Origin of the sequence: Bacillus sp. CGMCC 1.60114 (assembly GCF_042676365.1) — a bacterium.
Lineage (GTDB): Bacteria > Bacillota > Bacilli > Bacillales > Bacillaceae_G > Bacillus_A > Bacillus_A rhizoplanae_A.
Genome location: NZ_JBHTHG010000035.1, coordinates 1 through 25,336, shown reverse-complemented (window position 1 = coordinate 25,336; position 25,336 = coordinate 1). Strand labels below are relative to the sequence as shown.

Genomic DNA, 25,336 nt, shown 5'->3' with positions numbered 1-25,336 from the left:
TTTGGTATGCGTACTTTTAAAACATATATAAAGGCAATGAAAAACTACTTAGAAAACCTTAATTTTTATACAAAAGTGAATCTTAAGTTGATGGATGTGGGGTACAGACACATGCCCATCAACCTTTTATTATGAAGTAACCCTTGAACGTATTGTATTATTGTTTTTTATTAACAGACATAAAAATGATTCATTTGTTTTATTGATAATTTCCAGACATAATTGTAATGTGTTTGTATATATGTAAACTAAATTGATTTACGTTTGATTTTATCGAAAGAGCTGGGAAATATTAATAACAATAAAATAATGGGTATATCATCTACAAAGAGCTGCAAAAAGAATGGAACCAGTACGGAAAAGATGCTTTCGTGAAAAAATTCAAAAAATAAGCATTATTAGCTCTTAAAGAAAAATGACTAGAAAAGTTACAATCATATGGAGAATAAGGTTATACAAAAAAAGTCCTAAAAGGGGGACAAAATTATGGAACAAAGAAAGTATTCAGTAACACCTCAAGATCGAATGAATTATTTATTAGGTCTTTATTCTGCAGATCAACAAATTAATGCAGTTCTTTATTTTCCTGTAGGTATATCAAAGAAAATACTTGAACAATCAGTAAGGATAACGTTACAATTGCAGCCAGTTTTGAACAGCCGGTTTGTAGAAAATGATATTCCTTACTGGGAGGAACATTCATCTGGCACTAACTCACCTATTTGCCTTTTTGCAGAAGGAAATAATCAAGAACTTGAAAAAATGGCAATAGATTTTATTAAGGAACCTGGTGATCGTATTCAGGGGCCTATGGTTCAAACAAAATTATTACGAGGTACTACAACAGATATGTTAGTTGTGAAATTATCTCATCTATGTTCAGATGGTACAGGAGTCAAGGAATATATTAATTTGCTTGGAGCAATTTATACTCACCTTTCCTTGGGACGATCTAAGGATCAAATTATAAAGGAATTTGGTGAGGGAAATGAGAGTTTTCGAGATCAATCACATGTATTCAAATATGCTGGAATATCGGACGTAAAAAGTGCGTATCGTCCTAACCAAGAACAACAGGCATCGTTATGGTCTTTTCCATCTCAACCCAACAAAAATAAATCCCCCCAAATGTCCGTACGGCGGTTGAGCCATGAGCAAACTCTACGTCTAACCCAATGGACAAAAGCACAACAGGCTACCTTGAATGATGTAATCATGACTGCATACTTCCGAGCTTTATCACATTTCACTGTGTATGCAGAACCTCGCACCGCAGAAAAAATGATCGGTTTGACAATTGATTTACGTCGATATCTGCCTAATTATACAACTGGTGCTATTTGCAACTTATCCGGTATGGAAATGCCAGTGATTAAAATGGAAGATGATGAATCATTTAATCAGACTCTTGTTCGAGTTAAACAATCAATGGATAAAATAAAGTCTCAAAATCCAGGTCTTTCTTCAGCAGCAGGAATGGAGCTACTGGCAGGTATGAAGCTATCTACGGTGAAGGAAATGTATAATCAGCAATACGAACAGGCTTTACAGATGGGGATGGCGTTGCCATTACTGACAAATTTCGGGGTGATCGCTGATAAACCTATTCAGTTTGGTGAAGTTAAAGCTGAGGACGGGTATATGACATCACCCATTATGTATGCACCATTCTTTTCAATGGGTGCAAGCTTTTATAATAGAAGACTTACATTTACGATTGGTTATCATGCACCGGATACATCAAAAGAAAAGGTAGGCAAATTTTTAGAAAGTGTTGTTAATCAACTATCATAAATAAAAGAGAATATAGCGCAAAAATTTCTATCGGAATTGTATTTTAGGGGCTCGTCTAATGTACGGCTAATCTCTTTTATAAACTCTATATTTACCAGACAGGTCTTACTCCCGATAAAAATTTATCTTCGCTTACTTCATAAACTATTTTTGTTAAATCTTCTCTGATCGCACCTATCTTTATGTTTTATATTTATGGAAAATCGTAGTGGGGGTCCCACCCCATCACCATCAAGTTAAAATTTTATAATGTCCCAAAACGAAAAATTAGAGTCTTTTATAGCAATGAAGTTCATTTTTATCGTTTTGGGGAAGAATGGATTTCTTAACTTGATGGGCATGTGGGCACCATATCAAAAAAAGAAAATTGTACGTCTAGACACAATTTGGAGGCAAATTAACCGGTACCTTGTACGTTAAGGAACCGGTTATTACTTTTACTTCTCTTTTACTGAGTTTTTTTTCCGTAATGGTCGCAAATTATTAAAATTTGTTTTTAGGTTTAAATTCCACACATAATCATCTGTCAACGTAATATGCTCCCATCCAAGTGGCGATACCCCTTATTGTGATGAATTAGACTTATATTGGTAAAACTTTAAGGGGTTTGGATTCCTATTGCCGTTTCTGTTCCGTTACTACATAAACCCCTACTTGACAAACATTAGCAGGTTTTTGTACTTGTTTAGCAGGATGAAAATATGTTAGCTACCAATTTTTCTGTAGCAGGGCTGAGGGCTATATTTTTTTTGCGGATTAATCCAACAGGTAAAGCGAATGAAATATCATCGATGTCACGAATAGCGTATTGATGTGGATTGGCAACGAAATTGCTAGGTAGCATAGCAATACCAAACCCTTGTAATACAAGATTTAAAACCATCTCCATGTTTGCTGCATCGTAATTAGAGTGTAAATGAAAGCCATGATGAAGAAAAACATGCTCTATTTTTCGCCGATAATCACACAATTGTCCAGTTAAAATAAAATTTTCATCTTCCAAATCACACATGTGAATTTTTTCTTGTGTAGATAATGGATGGTCGATTGGCAGTATCAAACAAAGCTTTTCTTCATATAGCGGATAAAATTCAAGATTTAATTCTGGTGATGGAGGGGGACATAAGGCAATATCAAGTTCGTTAGCGATAATCCGTTGACTAAATTGTTGGGTTACGCCACTTTCGATGGAAAGACAAATTTGTGGATGTTCTTTCATAAACTTTGTTAGTACGGAAATCAAATTTGTTTTGCCAATGGAATCAATGACTCCAATCCGAATAAGTCCTTTCTGACCGATTGAAAATTCTTTTGCGGTTTCGGTGATTACATCCACTTGATTTAATAAAATATCTGCCTGTTCTTTCACAAGTCTTCCGACTTCGGTTAGCACCATTTGTTTTCCTTTACGCTCAAACAGTTCGATGCCGAGTTTTTCTTCTAATTGATTGATGTGTAGGGTGATGGTCGATTGTGCGTATTGCAGCAGATTTGCTGCTTTTATCTGACTACCACATTGGACAACAGCTTGAAATGTCTGTAACAAACGAATTTCCATGATTCATTCCTCCTGAAGAATAGTTCATTTTTGTTCATATTGACCAATATATCATCGTAAATTACTATTTGTATAGAAGGAGATGATAACATGAAAGATTTATTTTCCGTTGATATCACAAACAGTGAGTGGAAATTTGTTATGGATGGTATAGAACAAATTCCATTACGAGATGAGAATGGTGAACTGCGTTATGTCGTGCGATTTGCACCGGGGGCAAAATTCCCTCAACATACGCATAAGGATACCGAGGAATTATTCGTATTAGATGGAGCTCTTATCAGCAATGATGTTGAGTATGGAGCAGGTTCTTATCTCTGTTATGGACCTAATACAGAACATGAACCATGGTCTGAAAAGGGTTGTTTGGTTTTTGTAATGGAACGTAATGCTGGATAGTGTTTTTCTGTTTCTGTTTTTTTGTGTAGGAAATTATTAATTTTTATTGTTTTCATGCAAACATTGCCACATAGAATGGATAACCTTCATTCTAAGAGGAAACCGCTCGAAAAGGAGCGGTTTTTTTATGTTGTGTGCCCAGCAAGCCGTTAATTAGTAGATGCATTACGTGCAAAAGGTGTGGACATTCCAGAAGAATATTTACAACATATACCTCCACTTGGCTGGGAACATATTACGTTGACAGGTGATTATGTTTGGAACTTAAATGAAAAAACAAATTTTAATAATTTAAGACCATTATGGGAGAAAAATTATATAAAAAAGTAGTAAAGTAAGTAATTAGCCGGGTCCTTAACGTACAAGGTATTGGCTAATTCGTGTCCAAATTGTGTCTAAACGTACAATTTTCTTTTTTGATATGGTGACCCCATGCCCATCAACTTAAGAATTTTCACTACCCCTAAGTACAAAAAAACGTTATTCTTTCTAAACAATCTAAGAAAAAAAACCTTTCTTAGATTGTTTAGAAAGGTCGCTTTTTTCTTATTCCCTTTTTTCGGGAGATATACATGTATGGTAACCCCTATCAGTGATTTTTCAGTTAAAAACAACTAACTTGCGATAAATAAAAAGGAAAAGGACTGATAAAGAGTCCCTTTCCTTTTGCATTAAAAAATGGCGTATACACTTACAGTAAATGGTTCAGATGCATTTTTAGGATTCGCAATATACAATGATCTTGCTGATACTACACTTGTTCTATTACCGCTTAATACATCGTGAAAAACAACGGGATCTACACCAGCAGATACATCTTTCATAACATTAAAGCTAACAAAATCTGGATTTCCTCCACCCTCAATTTCCCACTTTAAATATTGTGTACCTGAAGGAAGGCTCTCAGTACTAAAGTTCCCACTTGAACGGTTTTTTTGTCCATCTAAAGGTTTTGGTTGAGATAATACCGTTGCAACTAATTGTTGTGCTTTTGTTTCCATATTACAGTCCCCTTTACTTAATATATTTTAGTTAGGTTACTACTGTAACCTAACTAAAATATATAACTAATAGAAAAAAATGGGTATTGAGAAAATGTAATTTATTGGATATTCATAATCTGTTTATTCGTAAATTATTGCATAAACTTGTATTTTAACTTTAGATGGTGCATTTTTTACATTTTCAATATATAGACTTTTTTTTCTCACCACCTTTGTTCGATTCTTATGTAAAACATGTTTGAAAATAATGTAATCTATTCCACCAGATATATCTTCAATAACGTCAAAGCTAATCGCTTCTAAATCTCCAATAGCTCCAATTTCCCATTGTAGATGCCTTGTTCCCTCTGGCATATTTTCAGTACTAAATGGATGACCAGGTAACACATCTGCTATTAATTCTAACTTCTTAATGTGCATTAATATCAACTCCTTTTAAAAACATAGTTTACTAAAGTATAAATTTTATAAATATATCTAGGTATTGAGAAAATTCATACTGGTATTAATTCTAAATAAGTTTAATAGTGAGAACCATTGGTTCTCCAAAATGTTTTACTCATCTTTGCATGAAGGCATAGGCAGCCTGATCATCTCGTTTTTTACGTATGTCCATCTTTATCAATTGCACGATAGAGATAACACCATTTTCCCTTAACTTTGATATAAGTCTCATCTAAATGCCAGGATAAGCGTGCAGATTTATTTTTCACTTTCTAAATTTGATAGATAAGATTGCCATATTCATGAACCCATCGATCCGTATACGAAAAATGAAATCATCTTTGAGAATGTAAAACTTATAGCAGATATTTTAATTGAAGTAATGAACCGTCATACTATAGAAAACAAAAAGAGACATAACTGAGATGGATAGAACGAATCGTTGCTTTCGTCATTTGCATCTATCTCGCTATATCTTGTACAATAAAGAAAAAAGAACATACTAGGCAGGGAGAGAAAACCCATGTCCCATCAATTAGTAAATTTACGGATCGATTTTGCATTCAAACAGTTATTTGGTACCAAAGGAAATGAGGACATTCTAATTGGATTCTTGAATGCGATATTAGAGTCATTTTTAAGTGCCCCGATTACATCTTTGCAAATAGATGATCCACATTTACACAAAGCTTATGAAGACGATAAATTATCTATTTTAGATTTGTTAGCTACATTAGATAACGGAACGCAAGTGAACATCGAGATTCAATTGAGAAATACACATGATATGATTAAGCGATCTCTATATTATTGGAGCAAATTATATACCTCACAAATGCAAGAAGGAATGCCGTATCATTCCCTTCGAAAAACGATTACCATCAACTTATTAGACTATGTATTATTTTCCACATATGAAGAGTTCCATACGACAGGACAATTGTGGAATACGCAAAAACAACAAGTTTTAAGTGAAGATATCGAAATACATTTCGTAGAGATCCCAAAACTTGTGAAACAGTGGAGAGAAGAGAAAATTAATCCTTGGGAAAATACGTTTGTTCGTTGGATGTTATTATTACCAGCACATGAAGATGAACATTTAACTCAAACATTGGAGGAGATTGCGATGAATCAAGACCCAATCTTACAAAAGGCAATGAATAAATGGGAGAATATGAGCCATGATTCCTCGTTCCGTCGTGCATATGAAGCACGAGAAAAATTGTTATTAGATGAGCAAGCTAAGTTGGCTCATGCGGAGCAAAAAGGAAGAAAAGAAGGCATTGAAGAAGGAAAAATGCAATTAATTCGAGGAATGCATAAGAATGGAATGCCATTAGAAGATATTGCAAAATTTACAGGATTACGAGTAGCTGACATACAACAATTCTTACAAGGTTAAATAATTGTATAAAAAGGAGAATCCGTTACGGATTCTTTTTTGTTTCAGCAGGTACACCGTTAGATATATTTTTAGCTTTCATGTATCTAGTGATAAGTGACCCCTTGATTCATCCGTAAAAGTATACTTTTACGGATGAATTGCGAGGACTCACATACAACAACTAATATGTTTTACAAACTAGTTGTTGTATGATACAGTATATTTAACTAGTATGCTTTACAAACTAGTTGTTGTATAGTGCGGTTTATTTAACTATTATGTTTTACACACTAGTGAGGTGAGTAAATGAAGGAGACGCAATTATTAAAAGGTGTGCTTGAAGGTTGTGTGCTATCTATTATTAAACAACAACAAGTATACGGTTATGAACTTGTACAAATAATGCGTAATTATGGGTTTACAACAATAGTAGGTGGAACAATTTATCCTCTACTACAAAAGTTAGAAAAGCAAGGATTAATTAAAAGTAAGGAGCTCGCTTCACCTGATGGGCCGAATAGGAAATACCTCTTTATTACACATGAAGGAGGAGAACAACTAGAGGGTTTTGAAGAACAATGGAGTTCAATGACTGTAAAAGTGAATCGAATTTTGAAAAAAGTGGAGAGTGAATCGGATGAAAAATACTACCGCTAAACAATTAGTGGAGCAAAATAACAAGCTTAGAAAACAGCTGTCACCAGAAAATAAAGTGTACTATGAAGATATTTTACTGTATATGCGAACATTTGGTTTTTTCTATGAAGAATTAGAAACAGAACGACATTTAATGACGATATTACAAGATATTTTAGAGGCGCAAAAGCACGGTGAATCGGCGGAAGAGTATTTCGGTAAAAATCCGAAAGAAATCGTCGATCAACTGACAAAGCAATTTGATAAACCTTCATGGAAATCGATTTTGAAAATAAGTGGTTGGATATTTTTAATCAGTACATTTTACTTCATTGCCGGTAGTTTTACGGCCCCATCATTACAAGTAAATGTATTTAGTATGTTGTTGAATGGGATATTCTCATTTACATTAATTTATGGTGTTTTTAAATTGTTACATCTGAGTATTTATATGAAAATACAATTACCAAGGTTAGTTAAATTCTTCGTAGTATGGATAATGGCAATGATTCCATTTGGTGTGTTTGTCCTTATTGGGCTTTATACACCAAAACAGGGAATTGTAAAAATTGGTGCCCCATTTGATTGGATTGCTATTCTTGTTATTTTAATCGTGTCTATCGTATATGTTATATTCAAAAAGAAACAAGAATTCTTTGGAGGTCTTACTTTCGTTATCACTTTAGGAATCTTCGGTTTATTATTAAGGATTCCACAAACAAAAGAACTTTTCCAAGATGGTAAAAACCAAACTTTTGTAGTTCTTGGCATTATGTTGCCTATTGCGCTCTTTGTACTAGTCGAATGGTTACTATTTCGAAAAATGGAAAATGAAAATTAATAAAGACAAATGAATGAACGGCCGCTTTTAGTATTGGGCATCCGCTATGCGCTTTTCTCAACCATTATTGCCATTGCCTCAGGAATATGGATGATCGTACTACAAAGCCGATATACGGGCGAGGCAGGAAACTTAATTATCTGTGATATGAACCATAACTTTGCCGAAACGGCAAGGCTATGGTTCTTTTTATTTGCGGCAAGGCTATGGTTCTTTTTATTTGCGGCAAGGTTATGGTTCTTAAATTTGTAAGGAAGAGAATGTGTATCTGTATCTTTAAAACAAGTTGCTGTTTATACAAGGGAATTGAAGGCGAGGGATTCGGCTTCAATTGGAGATCTGTCATTCGTTTACCTCCCATCGAGGTTCTTCTTGTTCACATTATAGAAATTGGGTGGTTTCAAATCAATTCATTTGGATGGGGACGGAAGATGATTACTGTTTTATAATAACACCAACCCTTGGGTTAAATAAGATAAACAAATGCGAGGATGGTGGAAGGTATGAAGTTAAATGATTTTAAATTAGAGGTTTACTTCAACAAACATGAATTTACCGCACCGTATCTGTTAACTCAATCCGATTGTGAGTCCATGACGATTGAAGACTTGTTGAATTTTGAAAGTGATGCAGAGGAAAAATTTAAAAAGAGCTGGCTGGGGTATACAGAGGTTCCGGGAAACCCTGAGCTGCGTGAAGAAATCGCCAAGTTGTACGCAAACGTAACTACTGACGGTATATTGGTACACGCAGGCGCCCAAGAAGCCATTTTCAATTATATGAATGTTCTCCTTGAACCAGGAGAACATGTAGTTTGTCAATTTCCTGTCTACCAATCCCTTTATGATGTTGCCCCCGCTATCGGTTGTGAAGTTTCGAAATGGGAATTAAGACAAGGGGAAGATGAATGGACATTTGATCTAGATGAGTTGAAACGATTAATTAAACCGAATACGAAACTAATCGCGATTAATACTCCCAACAATCCCACTGGATATTCGCTTAGTTTGGATGAAATGACAGCCATTGCTGAAATTGCCAGAGAGAATGATATCTATGTATTTTGTGATGAAGTATATAAAGGTCTTGAGTTTGATGGTAACCGTTTGCCATGGTTTGCTGATATCTATGAGAATGCAGTTTCTCTAGGTGTAATGTCTAAGGCATATGGACTGTCGGGCCTACGAATTGGTTGGATTGGTACACAAAATAAGGAGATCTATGACAAGATGGTTCGTTTTAAACATTATACGTCCATCTGCAGCAGTGCCCCGGGTGAGTTTTTGGCGATGGTTGCGTTGCGTAACAGTGACAAGATTTTGCAACGGAATCTTAAAATAATTGAGGGGAATCTGGCAATTGCTGACCGCTTTTTTGCAATGTATGCGCACCTATTTACTAATAATAAGCCGAAATCGGGGCCGATTGCTTTTCATAAAATCAAGATTGAGAAGCCTGTCGAACACTTTTGCGAAGATTTGATTGCAAAGAAAGGTGTCCTTCTATTGCCGGCAAGTATCTATGATTATCAGGAAAGCTATATCAGGATGGGATATGGAAGAAAGAATTTTCCTGATTGTTTAGCAAAGTTTGAAGAATACTTGATTGAGAACATTTCGTTGGCGAAAGGATAATCACACGATGAACATGATGAAAACGTTGCTCTTGAGCAAATCGGACGTTAAGAGCCTGCTTACGATGAAGGATGCGTTGGAATCTGTCAGACAAAGCTATATGGCATATAATCAAAACAAGGTAACACAGCCACCCATCATGTCGATTGATATACCTGATCACAATGGAGAGGTAGATATCAAAGCAAGTTATTCTTGTAAGGATGAAGTGATTTGTATAAAGGCTGCGGTGGGCTTCTGGGATAATCCGAAACGATACCAATTGCCTACAGGACTTGCCTTCATAACCCTGTATGACGCAAGGAATGGATTTCCGCTCTGTATCATGGATGGGACCTATATCACTAGGTATCGGACGGGTGCTGCTGGAGGAATTTCCGCACAAGTGTTAGCTAGACTTGATTCTCGAATCGTTGGGGTGATAGGTTCGGGGGAGCAAGCTAGAATGCAAGTGATAGCGCTAAAAGAAGTACTTCCTATCGAGCTGGTCAAGGTATGGAGCCGGTCAGAAGAACAAATGGGACACTATAAGCAGGAAATGGAAGAATTACTGGGGATTACTGTGCTTGCTTGCGATACGCCGGAAGAAGCCGTAAAAAACGTCGATGTGGTTGTGACGACAACTCCTAGCAAAGAGCCGATTGTCAGAAATGAATGGATTCGACCAGGCACACATATCATCGCGATAGGGGCGGATATGGAAGGGAAGCAGGAGATTGAAGCAAGAATTTTTGCTTGTGCAAAAGTAGTGGTTGACCATTTGGATGAATGTATGAAACGTGGTGAAACCCAGAACCCGATTAAATCCAATTTGATCCAGCAGTCAGATATTCATGCGGAAATTGGTGAGATCCTATTGAGCAGGAAAGCAGGGAGAGTGAATCACGATGAGATAACCCTATTCGATTCTACGGGGATGTCTATTCAAGATAGCATCACGGCTTGCATGATCTATAAGAAAGCAACAGAAGCTGGTATTGGGATCCAGTTTCCATTCATATAACCAGGACACGAAAAACAGTCGGTTATCCTCTTGGGTCCGACTGTTTTTCGTGTTTATGATTTCGATATTTTATCATATCTGGCGAGAAGACCCCCACCTCAAGCGCGAAGCGGTAGGTGGGGGTAGTTCAATAACAGACACTACCGTATTAACTTAACGATGTTTCTTGTACACGGTTCATGAACGCTTTTGCAAATGAGCTGGATTGACGTTGTGAAAATTCATGGGTTATGCAGAAACATACAATTTACTGTACACAGAAAAAGAAAATACAGTCTGATAAATTCATTGGAGAATCTAATGTTATAACAGATTTTATGATTGATTTGTATTGCCTTTATATTTTATGAAAAATTAAAGGGTAAAGTTATTTTTTGGTAAATAAATATACACATTGAAACAAAATAAAAAATGTGGGGATTTAATTTAACTTCTACAGCTAAAGCAACACTGGGTCCAACTGTAACGGTTTCCATGCCTACTGCATCAGTAAATGAACGACCAATAAATCCTCCTTACCAACCTCATACACAGTCTGTTGCATATAACTTTCATGGGAGTTTAAAAAATTATAGCTATATGGGCGGCAGTTATACCCTGAAAAAAGGTGATATAGTTAATCTTAAGGTTAGTAACTAAAAATTCAGATCCTACGAAAGGAGCTTATAGATACATTAGATGTCAAGTAAATTAATTAGGTGGAAAGTTGAAGATATAACCTTTAAAACTCTTAGAGAATCAGAAGTATGGGCAGATTCTATTGCAAATGAAATATATGGGAAAACAATTGATGGGTATATAACTCCTGATTATAAGATAGCCTATGCTCTTTCGTTTTTCTTAGCCTCAACTCCTCATTTCATAGTCCATACAGAAAAGGAAGCTATAAAAGACTCTTTTATTTATAAAGTTTGGGTAACTGTTGCAACTAATAAAGAATAAAATAAGGATAGAAAAAAGAGCCAATTTTACAATGGCTCTTTTTATTTTTAAATATCATTTTAATTACTAGGAATTTAAAATCAATAACTGATTTCTTAACGTACAAGGAATCGGTCAATTTGTGTCTAAACGTACAATTTTCCCGAAATGATATGGTGACCCCATCGCTATCAAGCTAATATTTTGAAGTACCCCCAAAATGAAAATTTCCTTTTTCTACAGTTAGTTATTTGGAGAAGTCAGCTCTTTTTTTGTTTTTGGGGTGTTTACTTTTCTTAAGTTGATGGATGTAGGGTGCTCCACAAAATTAAACAGGGTAATACATTCATTCTCTGGCTTTTATTTTAATTCCTGGCGGCAATGCCCGGAATTAAAATAAGGACTTTTAACAATTTAGCATTTGTCTAAAAGAAGCGGGCAAAATTAGGGTCGGATCAGCGTTTCCAGATTGAATCCAAAAGAGAAAAGGAAATAAGGCATTAATACCATTTCCTATCTCTCACAAAGGATTAAGAGGAGTTATTATAGAATGTAAAAATATGGTTCTTTTTTTACGGAAGGAGAGATGAAATGAGGAAAAATCACTTAAAGGAGTGAAAATCTTCTATCCAATATCTTAGATTAACCGTTTTCAGGTTTGAGAAGGCTGCTTTTGCATCGAACGTTTCTAAACTCATCATAGATTTTTAGAAATATGATAACAAAGGAGAAAATTGAAAAATATGAGGTTGAAAAATCAAGTTGGAAAGAAACTACTGCTTGTATGGCTAATATGTATATTAAGTATTCCCGCTAGTGCATTTGGGAAAGAAGCAAATTCTCAATCAGATGATTTAGTTTGTCAGCAATTGGATGAGATAAAAAAGACCGATGCAGTGAGAACGCTTCACTCTCCTGACTTGCTCATCAATCGGTGCGGAACTTCCCTGGACCGCAAGCTTGCCGCTGCGACGGAAATGACAAACAGCTCAAACCAGGGCATAAAGGATCCCCTTACAGAAATTGCAAAACGGAAGAATCGATCTGTATTGACGGCCTTTAAGTTTGTACAGGATATGCAAATGGGTAATTATCAAAGTGCCCTCCAATCAACTTCGAGCGCTTTACAGAAAGGAATATCTGAACAGTGGATAGAAGCTTATTGGAACACACTTCCACTGCAATTAAATGCCGGTTCTTTCATTGGTTTCGGGGCAGTGGAACTAAAGAAATCAAATCCAGTTCATACAAATGTGGAAATTGGGCTCATTTTTGAAAAAGCAACCGTTCCAATAATGGTCAGGCTTGATCCATCAGGAAAAGTAGATGATTTTTTAGTAAACATCCAACTGAGTCTTACGGTTGCAGGAGAACCTTCATACAGTCATCCCAACTCATTTACTGAAAAGGAAATTGTGATAGGAGAAGGCCCCTTCGCGTTGCCTGGAACACTGTCTGTCCCTAAAGGAAAGGGACCTTTTCCGACAGTCGTTCTTGTCCAAGGATCAGGCGCTAGTGACAAAGATGAAACAGCCTATGCTTTGAAGCCCTTCCGTGATTTGGCACAAGGCCTCGCTTCCAAAGGAATTGCTGTTCTTCGCTATAATAAACGGACGTTCGAGCATTCTGTAAAAACGATGACAGATCTCAATCATACCGTTGATAAAGAAACGACTGATGATGCTCTGCTTGCGGTACGCTTTCTACAAAGCGAAAAGAAAATAGATAATAGCCGAATCTACATTCTCGGTCATAGCCAAGGAGGCATGATGGTTCCTCAAATGCTCAATAAAGACGAGAGGCAAAACATTGCCGGCGCAATTGTCATGGGTGGCCCTGCCCGCACTATTCAGGATGTTGTCATGGACCAATTCGATTATCTCCTTTCCATCGGACAATTGACACCTGAGTTACATACGTTTATGAAAGGACAGTTTGAGCTTCTAAATGATCCTAATTTCTCCGGTGAAAATCCTCCTGTAGGATTCCAGCTGGGACAGGCGGTGTTCTGGAATTCCATCCGTAAAATCAAGGCTGCAGAAATGGCGAAGGAACAAACGGATCCACTTCTTATCATCCAGGGGCAACGTGATTATCAAGTAGTATCAAATTTTGAAATTCCCATTTGGAAAGAACAGCTTGCGAATCGAAATAATGTAAATTATCGGCTTTACCCTAAGCTCAACCATTTCTTTACGGAGGGCGAGGGTACGATGAGCAGACCTGAAGAATATTTTATTCCAACGAACATCCCAGAATATGTGATCAACGATATAGCTGATTGGATCCAATCCAATCCGAAGTAAACCAATGTAATAAGTTGATAGAATCTAAGAACATGGTCGCTGAGCGACCATGTTCTTACGTTGTTGAAGGAAGAAGTTATCCATCAGAAAACTCCAAATTCTTGGGGTTTTTTATAGACTTCTAGGTACATGGTTCTGGTGCAAAAATTTCAAGGTAATTGCAAGTAATCTCTAAATCTTGCACATGCTGATACTATGACTCTAAAAGAGGGGTGTGATTGGTATGGAAACGAAAAATTTGTTTAAGTGGAAACATTATCAACCTGACATTATTTTATTAATGGTAAGATGGTCATTCAAACGAATAAAGCCAAAGATATGCTGGCCTTTATTTTAACACGGCCTGTATCCGTTACTTCATATATTGGTGGCAAAATAAGGTTCTGTTGCAAAATTTGAAAAAAGTATGAACAGGTTGGTAAATGAAGAACAATGTTTAGGAAGTAGCTAGTAATTGTTGAAGTTCATTGTACGTTGAAAAGGCGGATTCTCTTTGAAGACTTCGCCTTTGTTTATATAGGGCATGTATGGTTTCAATACCTATAATCCTGTTCAATAAGATTGTTTAAATGTTTGATTGTACAATGGATTGTAGTTTGATAAGATCCTTGTTTTCTTAATTTGTTAAATGCACAAAGTAATACCGGTGCTTTATCTGTAGTGAGAACCGTTGGTTCTCCAAAATGTTTTACTAATCTTTTCATGAAGGCATAGGCAGCTTTGTAATTCGTAGTCTTGTTTTATCTGAAGTATATGGGAGATTGGCATCATTTTTAAAACCTTTATTGAAAATAGGTACGGAAGAATAGCATTCGTGTAGATTTGAAATAAAGTTGTACCGTTTGTAAAAAAGATGTACTGTTTTGAAAAAAGTTATACCGTTTATAAAAAGGTCGAACCGAAGCGTTATTATTTCAGTTTTCCTTCTTCCACAAACGGTTAGTTTAATAGCTTTATTTGGGCATTGCGTTCAAATTAAGATAATATTGATTTGAAAGGCGTTGGAATTAGTAGTATAAAAAATAGGAGATGCAAAGCAGTGAATGAATTTTATAATGCGTTAATATATGTAAATGAAATGTTTTATGAACCCAATCACTTAACCATAAAAGCTGTCCAAGAAGAAGCTCAAAATTCAGATTATGGGGCTGGTATATTTCAGCTAAATTCAAAATCGATTAGATTTAGAGTCGCAAAAATAACACCTACCAAGATAGGACAGTTTGTTGCTTTTTGGGAAAAAGATGGAGATAATAAAAACCAAGCCTTTTCATATGAAAAAGCTACTGATTTATTGGTTATCAATACTTTTACTAGAAATAATAATTTTGGACAATTCGTTTTTCCAAAAGAAGTACTTGTAAAACAAAATATCCTTAAAACAGCCACTACAAAAGGAAAAATGGCAATTAGAGTTTACCCTAGTTGGGAAAATCCCACTAGCAAACAAGCTATCGAAACACAGAAATGGCAATTAGAATATTTTGTTGGGATGAACAATACAAATAGTTTACCAATACAAGAACTATTAAAGCTATACTCTAATTAAAATTGGATAGCCCTAAATGTGGTTTTAAAATAAAGTTCGATAATTTAAAACAAAATATTCCATTCCCGTAAACAGGTGCGTTAGTGGAATAAGGAATATTAAAATAATCAAAATTTTTTATAAAAATTTCATACTTAGTTAAAAAGAGAGACTCCATTTTGATCAATCTTTTTTCAAAATGAAGTTTTTATATTTACTTTAAAATAAGGATTAAAACACATTTTTTAATCAAACTTTATTGCAAAGCTACAATAAAATAATAATTTGTCTTATTAACATTAGTTTAAAAGGAACTTGTAGTGATTGCTACAAGTTCCTTTTGTTTTACTCTTGATGTGGTTTTTGCTCTTGTTGCTTTATATCCCATTACGTTCAAATAAACCTTAAATCGCTCATGGATTTCTCTAATGGATTGATGGTTCTTTATATCCCACTGCGTTCAGATAAAACTGTGTCAGCACAACTTGCAACAAACGGAGTAATATTCTTTATATCCCACATAGTTCAAATAAAACGCTAATTTATCTATTGGTTGCATGGAATCGTGATTTTTCTTTATAACCCAAATAGTTCAGATAAAACGGTCATGCCAAATTCAGCCGCACGTTTTTCTACAAGCTTTATATCCCACTACGTTCAAATGAAACTCTGCTCCTACACTATGAGATGAGTCAGTTTAATCAACTTTATATCCCACTATGTTCAGATAAAACCCCAGTAAAGCATGTTACGCAAGCGGATAAAGATAGTCTTTATATCCCACTACGTTCAAATAAAACTCAAACCTTTCCCCCTTACTTTTGTTATAAAAGAAACTTTATATCCCACTACGTTCAGATAAAATATTTCCCCGTGGGGAATGCTTTTCCATCCGTTATACCTTTATATCCCACTACGTTCAGATAAAGCCCCTATTTATATACAGGTGATAAGCCTTATTATATCAATGTTTTAACATATGTATCAATCAGCATTTTGTAGCGAACCATCGATCTTGTTTTTGTATTTTCTCTAAAAATACTGAAAGACCTTGTCGTATCAACTTTTTTGTATTTTTGGTAAAAACGAGGTTCACTGCAAATTTACGGAAGTACCGCATGATTTTTATCTTTACTATATAGGATCAAGAAAAAATCTTTCTTTGCACAGAAAGATTTTTTCCATTTATTTCTACAAATTTATTGAATCTTAATTTTTGAATACATTATAATAATCCCATATTAAAGATTAAGGGGGAAAATGATGAGGTTGAAAGTAGGCTTTACTTGCAAAGTGATTCCTCTCTCGTATCGTTTTATGTTTGTGAGTTTTATCAAAGAAGCCCTAAAAACATCAAACGCAGTATATGCAGAGAACCTATATATCTTTGAGAATAAACCGAATAAAAAAAGCAAGAATTTTACGTTTTCCGTTTATCTTAAAGACTATGTTTTAGAAAATGATGAATTCCTCCTACAGAACGGCTTGGATTGGATTATTAGTTCACCTGATCCCGAATTCATTTCCTACTTAGTAGATGGTTTAAATGAGATTAAAGATTTTCAGTACAAAGGATACAAACTACAGAAGAAGAGCATATCTATACTACCGGAAGTCAAAGTGAAAAGTGATATGGTAGTGTTCCGCACCCTTTCTCCTATTTTTATTAAAGACCGAGATGGGAAACCTCTTGCTCCAACAGAAGAAGGTTATGAAGAGAGTTTCAATTATATTTGTGATATGACTTTACGTAATTATCATGGAGAAGGCTTGAAAAAGCCTTTACAATTCATACCTATGAATTTAACAAAACAAGTTGTAAAAGAAAGATTTGAAAATATCTCAAATTACCAGCACTTTGAAGCTTATAAAGGTACATTCTTGTTAAAAGGAAACCAAGAAGACTTAGAAATCCTTCGTCAAATCGGCACATCCTTCAAAAAGTCACAAGGATACGGTTGCGTCTCCGTGGAGTACCAATGATTCGGTTATATTTAGAGGATTGGGCTACGAACACTGGTATTTTGGGGTTTTATCGTATTTTAGAGCATGCTAAAACAGATTTATTTGAAATCGAAGAGACATATATAGACTTTGACCCAATAGTGCTTCACGATTTTCCGAAATGGTTTTTCGATTATGCTTTTGATATGTTTTCTGTTGCAATTGAAAAAGAAAATAGGATGAATGCTTATCTAACATACGCAACATCCAACTTTAAACGTTTTAAAGACTTTATTTTTGCTGATATTAAAGGTACAGAAAATAAGTTAAATAAGCGTTTGCCGGTTGAAAGCGGATCTTTAAAAGAATTGTTTGGCAGAAAAAAAGATGTATCAACCATTGAAGAATTAAAGACAATCACAAAAGATTACCTGGAGTTATTAAAACAAGATCAAGTAAATGAAGTGCTAACATTAAATATAATTCGGTTTCGTTTAGGAGAACTGCATGGTCAAACAAGTTTTTTACAAAGATCACGTAGTACTCTGAATCGTTCAGAACATGAAGAGTTCCTTGCAAGAGACTTCGTTCAACCTATTTTACTAGAACAAGAGGTTCTTGCTGTTCTTCATTCTTCTAACAGCACTAACGAAGCAATAGAAAGCTTAAACAAAGTGATACAACAATCTGATGATGAAAATTTTAAAAAGCTAGCGAAACAAACAATTACGAAACTAAAGAAGGATGAATTACTGTATTGTCCTGTTATCGAGGGGCAATTTGCTTTTACAGATTACACGGAGGCGGTATTTCTTCCGAATGCAGTCAGTATAGCAAATGCAACGAATTACACGTGGAATAATCAAAAAACGTTTCCTATATCCAACCTGTATCGGTTAATCATGTTTTGTTCTGTTTTCGGACTTTATAAAGACGGGGAAATCTATTCATTTATTCAAACTGATGAAGATTTTGATGCACTAGTAGAAGTAAATGATTTATTTGTCACCAATAAAAAACAAAACAATCCTTTTGAAGTATTTTTATACGACACATTAAAAGAAGCCCAAGATAAAGCAAATTGGATTTCTAAAAATATGCTAATTGTTGAATTCCAAAATAGTGGAAAAAAGACGACCCTTACACAGAATTTTTTATCAGAACATGCCATTCAATACCTTCAAGAGCGTGGAGGAAAAGAGCTCGATCATATTAAATATCCACCGTTTCGGAACGTAATCCTACGTAAATTATTAAATGGAGAGCATTTTTTTCGTGATATCACTAACCAATTGAGGGAAAACGTAGATAACAATTATTCCAGCTATGATACGTATGCAGCTACCTTGGCTAAGTTTCATTTAAATAGAATAAAGGAGTGTTATGGCATGTCTAATGAAACACGAGAAGCACAATATGAATCCATGCAAAATAGAATCCAGTATGCACTAATGGATGGACGCGAAGTACGAAGAAGACTTACTGACCGTAGAATGGAGAATAAGATTCCAGGCATTACTTACCGTTTGTTAAATGCTTTAACTACCAATAACCGTCAGCAATTCTTTGAAACATTATTTCGTACCTTCTTATTAGTGGAAAAGAACACTTCTATGTATGTGGATGTTACAAGGGAACATAGTAATGAATTTGAAGGTATTGCAAGTGCTTTATTATCCGGATTAAATGACAAACCATATAAAAAAGAAGTGGGGGAAACAAACTAATGGCTGGATTAACGCTAACGATTTTATTTCAAGGAGATTCATTAAATTATGGAGAAGGAATCGGTAATATCTCCGAATTAAAGAAATTTAATCGTGGAAATGGAGATGTTCATACATTTGCTTCACGGCAAGCTATTCGATACGATATGGTTCGTTTAGGGTCCGAGCGTTATGGGTGGAACTTAGATACAGTTGGCCGTGATAAAGGTGAAGGGGAAGGAAAAAGTAAAAGCGTAGTTCAATATTCTCCTAGTGTTACCATTCAAGAGTCAGAAGAAATGGATTTATTTGGTTACATGAAAACTGTAAAAGGTGACATGGGGAATAAACGCCCAGCTAGCGTTCGTTTGTCTCATGCTGTTTCTCTTGAGCCGTACAGGGGAGACTTAGAATTTTTAACAAATTTAGGACATGCTTCACGCATCAAAGAAAACCCAAATATCGCAACACTTGAGCGGCATACAAGTTTATATTCTTATACCATTACTATTGATTTAGATAAAATTGGTGTAGATGGAGAAATTGAATTACCACGTGAAGAAAAGGCAAGACGTATCAAGGAATTCTTAGAAATTGTATTTTCCTTAAATCGTAATATCCGCGGGCGACAAGAAGACTTATCCCCTTTATTTGTAATTGGAGGCCTGTATGCTATTAATCAACCATATTTCTTAGGACGGACACAATTAGTTCCGACAAAACGTGAATACCGTTTAAATTCTATTATGCTACAAGAAATTTTAGAACGTCGCAGTATGGGACGGACTGTACAAGAACAAACGCATGTTGGTCTGTTATCTGGTGTTTTCGTGAATGAAGGGGAGTTACGAAATCTTGTTTCAAGCGACTCAACCCATACAATTCAAGGTATGCTAGATTATCTATTACAACAAGTGGAGAATTATTATGTCGGCTAATACAGCGTTACGAGTAAAGTTGTACCAACAAACTGCTTGTTACAAGAAACCGATGGCACAAAAAGCAAAGGAAACCTATCCTCTTCCACCGTATAGTACGGTGAAGGGGTTTCTTCACTATGTATTAGGTGCAAATGAATTAATTCCAATGCAAATCAGCATCCAAGGTACTCACGAAGGAAAGCTGTTTGATTTGCAAACACATCATTTTTATAAGTCAAAAGAAGTTACGACCATGCCTATGCATGTACATATGTTAAAAGAAATCTCTCTTATTTTTCATGTACGTGCAGAGCACTCTATATTAGAGCAATTACAAACAGCATTAGAAACTATCAACGAGGCACCAAATTTGGGGCGACGCGAAGATTTAGCAGTTATTGAAGACGTGAAATTGGTAATGTTGAATGAAAGACATACAAAAGAAATCATTACACTCAAAAATGATATCTATGTACCACGTCATTGTATTGTTGACCGCCTTGATTATATGAATTTTAAAGGAATTTCATATCGTTTAAACACGGTATATCAAGTAAAACAAGGAATTCGTACTTGGGAGACGGTTCAAACACAATTCTTCCGTAAAGGAGAAGGGTTGAATTCACCTCAATATATGGAAGACGAAGATGGCCATATTGTATTTTTCCATGCCTTATAAGTAGGCATGGATTTTTTTCAGGAGGAAAAGACATGGAAGATTTCATTTACGCAAAGTGGGATCAGCAAACAGGAGAATTTGAAACATTACAAGAACACACGGGACGGGTATTAGAGAATTTATCTTTACTAAAATATTCGTTTGGAACGCTCTTGTCAGAGGAGATTTGGCAACTTTCACAAGTAGCTGCACAATACCACGATGCAGGAAAGATTTATGAGGGATTTCAACAATTTATTAAACTCAATATGGGATTATCTCCTTTAACAAAAGAAGAAATTGAAAAGAAATATCCTAATGTTCCGCATGCTTTTATTTCCTTACTTTGTGTCCCATTCTTAAAATTACACTATTCCCAAAGTACAGAACGGGTTGTGAAAGAGGCAATTGCACATCATCATGTACGGAACGTAACGTTTGATGCACAAATACTAAATGTAGTTTTACCAGATTTAAAAGGAAAAATGGACCGTTTGGAGCAAGAATTGTGCTGTTCTGTTAATAAAGTTCTTGATACTACGACTGTAGGTTGGAAACCGATTAAGAAAAAGGATAAAGAATATCCTCTTCTTGTACTTGTAAAAGGACTTTTAAACCGTGTAGATCATGCGGCTTCTGCAGGAGAACTTGTAGAATATCATGCAGACAAAGGGGTTGGCACTTATGTCGATGTATTCCTAAAGAAGAATGGTCATAAACCACGCGATTTACAGCTCTTTTCTTACGAGAATAAAAACAAAAATATTGTGGCTGTAGCACAAACTGGTATGGGAAAAACAGAAGCTGCTTTATTTTGGATTGATGAAGCTAAAGGTTTTATTACACTTCCTATTCGCGTAAGTTTAAATGCCTTATATGAGCGTATAACGAATGGAATGGGATATGTAGATGAAGAGGGGCAAGCGATTGCTGGATTGCTTCACAGCGGTAGCGTGGATTTTCTACAGACATTAAACGACGATTACGAAACCAATGAACTTATCTATGAACAGTCTCGTTTATTGAGTAAAAAATTAACATTTAGTACAATTGATCAAATCTTGAAGTTTTCATTTTTATTTCGAGGGTATGAGAAATACTTGGCTACAATGGCGTATTCTAAGATAGTTTTAGATGAAATACAGGGTTACTCTCCTAAAATCTTAGCTGTTATACTCAAAGCATTGGAAATGATTCACCAGATAGGCGGCAAATTTATGATTATGACCGCTACACTTCCTACTGTCTTTATGGAAACAATGGAAAAACGGGGGAAAATAAAAGTGAGTGATTTCGTAAAAGGTGAGTTCTACAATGACTTAATTCGGCACAGGATATCCATACGTAGAATAAAGATCGATGAGGATTTAGAACATATTCGTGAAGCTGGACGGAATAAATGTGTATTAATTATTGCTAATACCGTAAAAGAGGCAAAACGTATATATGGACTGTTAAATAATGAAAATGTAAGATTGTTGCACACGCAGTTTATTCAAAAGGACCGTGCCGTTTTAGAAGAAGAAATTAAGAAATTCGCACCAAATGATAAAAATCGAGAAAAACAGAGTGGCATTTGGATTGCTACACAGCTTGTAGAAGCTTCATTAGATATTGATTTTGATTTGTTATTTACTGAAATCTCTACATTAGATAGCTTATTTCAGCGTTTAGGTCGTTGTTATCGCGGAAGAGAGTATGAGAGTACAGAACCTAATGTTTTTGTATATACAGAAGCAGAAGGGATAGGGACCGTTTATGATGAGGATATTGTTCATAACGGTTTAAAACTTTTAGAACCCTTTAATGGACAAGAACTACATGAAAAAACAAAAATGGAGCTTGTCGAAACATTATATAAAACTGAAAACCTAAGCAAAAAATACTTAGACGAATTCTATCAAGCTTTAAAGATACTAGACAAACTTCCGCTAAACGATATGGGAAATTCAGAAGCACAAAGGTTGTTGCGTGATATTGATAATTATCAATTTATTCCCTGTTCTGTATATGCAGAGAATTGCGTGCTATTTACTACATTTAAACAGGAAAAAGATCCGAAGCAGCGAAAATTATTACGAATGCAAATCGAAAAGCTTACGACCTCCATTTCTAGGAAACAGGTTCAACGAAATGGAATGGAAACTAAGGAAATTGATATTCCTGGACTTCAATACATTCACATTTTAAATTGTGAGTATGATTTTGATAAAGAAAAGATAACAGGAACAGGAATTGTACTTCCGTAATTTTGCAGTGAACCTCGTTTTTTCCAAAAATACAAAAAAGTTGATATGACAAGGTCTTTGAGTATTTTTAGAGAAAATATAAAAACACGATCGATGGTTTGCTGCAAAATGCTGATTGATACATATGTTAAAACATTGATATAATAAGGCTTATCACCTATATATAAATAGGGGCTTTATCTGAACGTAGTGGGATATAAAGAATAACAGTAATGATAGTGAAGGAGCTCAAAATTAGTTTTATTTAAACGTAGTGGGATATAAAGTCATATAGGTGGAAACACGTATGGAACTGGAACAGAGTTTTATCTGAACTACGTGGGATATAAAGTTCATCATTCCGAACACAACGAACTTAATGCCTTTAGTTTTATCTGAACTATACGGGATGTAAATTGCCAAACCGATGAACCGAAAAAGGGACTGTTGCAGTTTTATTTAAACGATATGGGATATAAAGGATTCTGGTGCAAATACTTAGGAAAGATATAAAGAGGCAAAAAGTTTCCTAGTGGAATCCAGTCTTAAGCAGCAATTCCAAATAGTTGATGGATGAAATTCACTTGATTTTGGACAGACTTATCCAGTAAAACAAGTTGCCCTTTTTTTACCATATGCATAGCTTCTATTCCAGAAATAATGTATGTAGCTGTGCGAAAGGATTCAATCCTAACATCGAACGAACTCGCTTTTTAATAAATCGATGGTACTTCCTTTCAAATCGACAGCACGATACAGGTACATACATTGACTGTTTACTTTGATATATATTTCATCGACCCTCCAAGAGTCATTGGTTTGTTTGAGATGACGACGGACTCTTTTGTCTAATTCAGGACCATACTGATGCACCCAACGCATAATCGTTGTATGAGCAACGATTATGCCCCGTTCTGCCATCATTTCCACCAAATCACGAAAACTTAGATTGTACCGTAGGTACCATCTTACCGTTAATAAGATAATATCAGGCTGATAGTGTTTCCATTTAAACAAATTTTTCTTTTCCATACCGATCACACACCCTTTTAGAGTAATAGTATTAGTATGTCCAAGACTTAGAGATTACTTGCAATTACCCTGAAGTTTTTGCACCAGAATCGGGTGGGACACCATGCTTATCAAATTTGAGTCATCCCTTTTTTAGGATTAATCCTAAAAAAGAAAGTCAAAACTTTGAGATTACTATTTTAATATTTTATTTCAACTATTAAATTCCGACGTCCCCAATAATTTGCTTCTGCTGTAGTGGAAAAAAGGACATCAATACGATTGCCTTTAATATCCCTTCCAGTATCACGAGCTACAGCTGTTCCGTAACCAGGAATAAATAGCGTTGTATGTAATGGAATTAGTGCAGGATCAACTGCAAGCATTTTCTGACCTGGATCCCCGGTAATCACGGTTCCATCATTTGCATTTCCAGTACCTTCTTCAGCACTATAAGCAGTTACATTTGCATTAAATGAAAACCAGTAGCCATTCGCATCAAAATGGCAATTTACAGGATTGCCATTTACATCAATGAGTTTAGATTCATTTGTTGCCAATCCGTAATCGCCAGGTATGTAATAGACCCACTTACCGTTAATTTCACTCCAGCCTTCCAATTGAATAAGGCTACCTGTGTTTGAATTTAGATTATACCAACGTCCATTAATAATTTGCCAACCCGTTTTCATATAACCGTAATTTTTATCCAAATAGTACCAATTTCTATTATCTTGTAACCAACCCGTTTTCATATAACCGTAATTTTTATCCAAATAGTACCAATTTCTATTATCTTGTAACCAACCCGTTTTCATATAACCATAATTTTTATCCAAATAGTACCAATTTCCATTGTCCTGCAACCAACCTTTTTTTACAGTTCCATTTTCATAATAGTACCAATTCGAATTAAATTGAATCCAGCCATTCAGTAAAAAATTCGCCTGTGTATTTGACGATTGTGAAGCGGCAAAACTAGATAAAGGTAGAACTAAGATGAAACCTATTCCTAAAATAATACTTAAAGCTAGCCTTCTCATAATGCCCCCACTTTTCATAGTAAATTATAAACCTCCTAATAAAATATATCACAACAAACTAGAAAAAATAAAAAAATTGTAATTTAATAGATTATTAGGCTCTGGTGCAAAAAATCTAAGAAGCTTGGACATACTGATAGTATCAATCTATAAGGATGTGTATCCGTATGAAAAAGCCAACAGAATTTAAGTGGAAACATTACGAACCCGAAATTATCTTACATGTAGTACGCTGGTACCTCCGGTACAGTCCGAGTCTTCGTGATTTCGTAGAGATGATGGAAGAGCGTGGAATATGCGTAGCACATACTACGATTATGCGCTGGGTTCATCAATATGGACCAGAACTTGATAAACGCATTCGTCCGTAT

At 35.3% G+C, this 25,336-nt stretch carries 20 protein-coding genes and 6 pseudogenes; 19 read left to right on the top strand and 7 right to left on the bottom strand.

Going from position 1 to position 25,336, the window contains the following annotated elements:
- Positions 1-486: 486 nt before the first annotated feature.
- Complete coding sequence (locus tag ACFQZ1_RS09935; protein ID WP_377881981.1) at positions 487-1,794, top strand: condensation domain-containing protein; 1,308 nt, start codon at positions 487-489, stop codon at positions 1,792-1,794.
- A gap of 685 nt (positions 1,795-2,479) precedes the next feature.
- On the opposite strand, the gene ACFQZ1_RS09930 is transcribed toward ACFQZ1_RS09935, so the two are convergent.
- Complete coding sequence (locus ACFQZ1_RS09930; protein WP_377881979.1) at positions 2,480-3,352, bottom strand: LysR family transcriptional regulator; 873 nt, start codon at positions 3,350-3,352, stop codon at positions 2,480-2,482.
- Between the two features lie 90 nt (positions 3,353-3,442).
- Between ACFQZ1_RS09930 and ACFQZ1_RS09925 the strand changes: the two genes are divergently transcribed.
- A complete protein-coding gene (locus ACFQZ1_RS09925; RefSeq protein ID WP_377881977.1) occupies positions 3,443-3,751 on the top strand; it encodes a cupin domain-containing protein in 309 nt (102 codons plus the stop codon).
- A 156-nt stretch (positions 3,752-3,907) separates the two neighbouring features.
- Positions 3,908-4,081, top strand: a pseudogene (locus tag ACFQZ1_RS09920) (Tn3 family transposase); the annotation flags it as partial.
- 341 nt (positions 4,082-4,422) lie between these two features.
- On the opposite strand, the gene ACFQZ1_RS09915 reads toward ACFQZ1_RS09920, so the two are convergent.
- The 3 genes and pseudogenes from ACFQZ1_RS09915 to ACFQZ1_RS09905 all read right to left on the bottom strand — a co-directional run.
- Positions 4,423-4,752, bottom strand: coding sequence for a DeoR family transcriptional regulator (locus ACFQZ1_RS09915; protein ID WP_377881975.1), 330 nt, complete (start codon positions 4,750-4,752; stop codon positions 4,423-4,425).
- 123 nt (positions 4,753-4,875) lie between these two features.
- Positions 4,876-5,175, bottom strand: a complete 300-nt coding sequence (locus ACFQZ1_RS09910; RefSeq protein ID WP_377881972.1) for a hypothetical protein — start codon at positions 5,173-5,175, stop codon at positions 4,876-4,878.
- Between the two features lie 142 nt (positions 5,176-5,317).
- Positions 5,318-5,513 (bottom strand): annotated as a pseudogene (locus ACFQZ1_RS09905) (DDE-type integrase/transposase/recombinase); the annotation flags it as partial.
- A 209-nt stretch (positions 5,514-5,722) separates the two neighbouring features.
- Here ACFQZ1_RS09905 and ACFQZ1_RS09900 point away from each other — a divergent pair.
- The 9 genes and pseudogenes from ACFQZ1_RS09900 to ACFQZ1_RS09860 all read left to right on the top strand — a co-directional run.
- Complete coding sequence (locus ACFQZ1_RS09900; RefSeq protein ID WP_377881969.1) at positions 5,723-6,604, top strand: Rpn family recombination-promoting nuclease/putative transposase; 882 nt, start codon at positions 5,723-5,725, stop codon at positions 6,602-6,604.
- A 288-nt stretch (positions 6,605-6,892) separates the two neighbouring features.
- Positions 6,893-7,243, top strand: a complete 351-nt coding sequence (locus ACFQZ1_RS09895) for a PadR family transcriptional regulator (RefSeq protein WP_377881968.1) — start codon at positions 6,893-6,895, stop codon at positions 7,241-7,243.
- On the top strand, positions 7,224-8,063 hold the full coding sequence (locus ACFQZ1_RS09890; RefSeq protein WP_377881966.1) for a DUF1129 domain-containing protein: 840 nt from the start codon (positions 7,224-7,226) through the stop codon (positions 8,061-8,063). Before ACFQZ1_RS09895 ends, ACFQZ1_RS09890 begins: the two co-directional genes overlap by 20 nt.
- Before the next feature lie 90 nt (positions 8,064-8,153).
- Positions 8,154-8,315 carry a hypothetical protein gene (locus tag ACFQZ1_RS09885; protein WP_377881963.1) on the top strand — a complete coding sequence of 54 codons (162 nt, stop codon included), beginning with the start codon at positions 8,154-8,156 and terminating at the stop codon, positions 8,313-8,315.
- Between the two features lie 251 nt (positions 8,316-8,566).
- Positions 8,567-9,697, top strand: a complete 1,131-nt coding sequence (locus ACFQZ1_RS09880) for an aminotransferase class I/II-fold pyridoxal phosphate-dependent enzyme (protein ID WP_377881961.1) — start codon at positions 8,567-8,569, stop codon at positions 9,695-9,697.
- Between the two features lie 7 nt (positions 9,698-9,704).
- Entirely contained in the window at positions 9,705-10,700 is a 996-nt protein-coding gene (locus ACFQZ1_RS09875) for an ornithine cyclodeaminase family protein (protein WP_377881959.1), read from the top strand.
- A gap of 693 nt (positions 10,701-11,393) precedes the next feature.
- Entirely contained in the window at positions 11,394-11,642 is a 249-nt protein-coding gene (locus ACFQZ1_RS09870) for a hypothetical protein (protein ID WP_377881983.1), read from the top strand.
- Positions 11,643-12,364: 722 nt separating this feature from the next.
- A complete protein-coding gene (locus ACFQZ1_RS09865; RefSeq protein ID WP_377881957.1) occupies positions 12,365-13,927 on the top strand; it encodes an alpha/beta hydrolase in 1,563 nt (520 codons plus the stop codon).
- Between the two features lie 223 nt (positions 13,928-14,150).
- Positions 14,151-14,219: pseudogene (locus tag ACFQZ1_RS09860) on the top strand (IS6 family transposase); the annotation flags it as partial.
- Between the two features lie 247 nt (positions 14,220-14,466).
- On the opposite strand, the pseudogene ACFQZ1_RS09855 reads toward ACFQZ1_RS09860, so the two are convergent.
- Positions 14,467-14,649 (bottom strand): annotated as a pseudogene (locus tag ACFQZ1_RS09855) (DDE-type integrase/transposase/recombinase); the annotation flags it as partial.
- Between the two features lie 317 nt (positions 14,650-14,966).
- On the opposite strand from ACFQZ1_RS09855, the gene ACFQZ1_RS09850 reads away from it, so the two are divergent.
- The 6 genes from ACFQZ1_RS09850 to cas3 all read left to right on the top strand — a co-directional run bounded on the left by ACFQZ1_RS09850 (position 14,967) and on the right by cas3 (position 22,932).
- On the top strand, positions 14,967-15,476 hold the full coding sequence (locus ACFQZ1_RS09850) for a MepB family protein (RefSeq protein ID WP_377881956.1): 510 nt from the start codon (positions 14,967-14,969) through the stop codon (positions 15,474-15,476).
- Positions 15,477-16,718: 1,242 nt separating this feature from the next.
- Positions 16,719-17,438, top strand: coding sequence for a CRISPR-associated endoribonuclease Cas6 (cas6, locus tag ACFQZ1_RS09845; RefSeq protein ID WP_377881955.1), 720 nt, complete (start codon positions 16,719-16,721; stop codon positions 17,436-17,438).
- The gene (gene cas8a1, locus ACFQZ1_RS09840; protein WP_377881953.1) at positions 17,435-19,126 is read left to right on the top strand and encodes a type I-B CRISPR-associated protein Cas8b1/Cst1; all 1,692 of its coding nucleotides are present in this window, start codon (positions 17,435-17,437) and stop codon (positions 19,124-19,126) included. Before cas6 ends, cas8a1 begins: the two co-directional genes overlap by 4 nt.
- Positions 19,126-20,043, top strand: coding sequence for a type I-B CRISPR-associated protein Cas7/Cst2/DevR (gene cas7i / locus ACFQZ1_RS09835; RefSeq protein ID WP_377881951.1), 918 nt, complete (start codon positions 19,126-19,128; stop codon positions 20,041-20,043). Before cas8a1 ends, cas7i begins: the two co-directional genes overlap by 1 nt.
- On the top strand, positions 20,033-20,704 hold the full coding sequence (gene cas5b / locus ACFQZ1_RS09830; RefSeq protein WP_377881949.1) for a type I-B CRISPR-associated protein Cas5b: 672 nt from the start codon (positions 20,033-20,035) through the stop codon (positions 20,702-20,704). Before cas7i ends, cas5b begins: the two co-directional genes overlap by 11 nt.
- A 32-nt stretch (positions 20,705-20,736) precedes the next feature.
- Positions 20,737-22,932, top strand: coding sequence for a CRISPR-associated helicase Cas3' (cas3, locus tag ACFQZ1_RS09825; RefSeq protein WP_377881947.1), 2,196 nt, complete (start codon positions 20,737-20,739; stop codon positions 22,930-22,932).
- 524 nt (positions 22,933-23,456) lie between these two features.
- Here the strand turns inward: cas3 and ACFQZ1_RS09820 are convergent.
- Both ACFQZ1_RS09820 and ACFQZ1_RS09815 read right to left on the bottom strand, forming a co-directional pair.
- Positions 23,457-23,943 (bottom strand): annotated as a pseudogene (locus ACFQZ1_RS09820) (IS6 family transposase).
- Between the two features lie 179 nt (positions 23,944-24,122).
- Entirely contained in the window at positions 24,123-24,965 is an 843-nt protein-coding gene (locus ACFQZ1_RS09815; RefSeq protein ID WP_377881945.1) for a 3D domain-containing protein, read from the bottom strand.
- Positions 24,966-25,132: 167 nt separating this feature from the next.
- Here ACFQZ1_RS09815 and ACFQZ1_RS09810 point away from each other — a divergent pair.
- Positions 25,133-25,336, top strand: a pseudogene (locus ACFQZ1_RS09810) (IS6 family transposase); the annotation flags it as partial.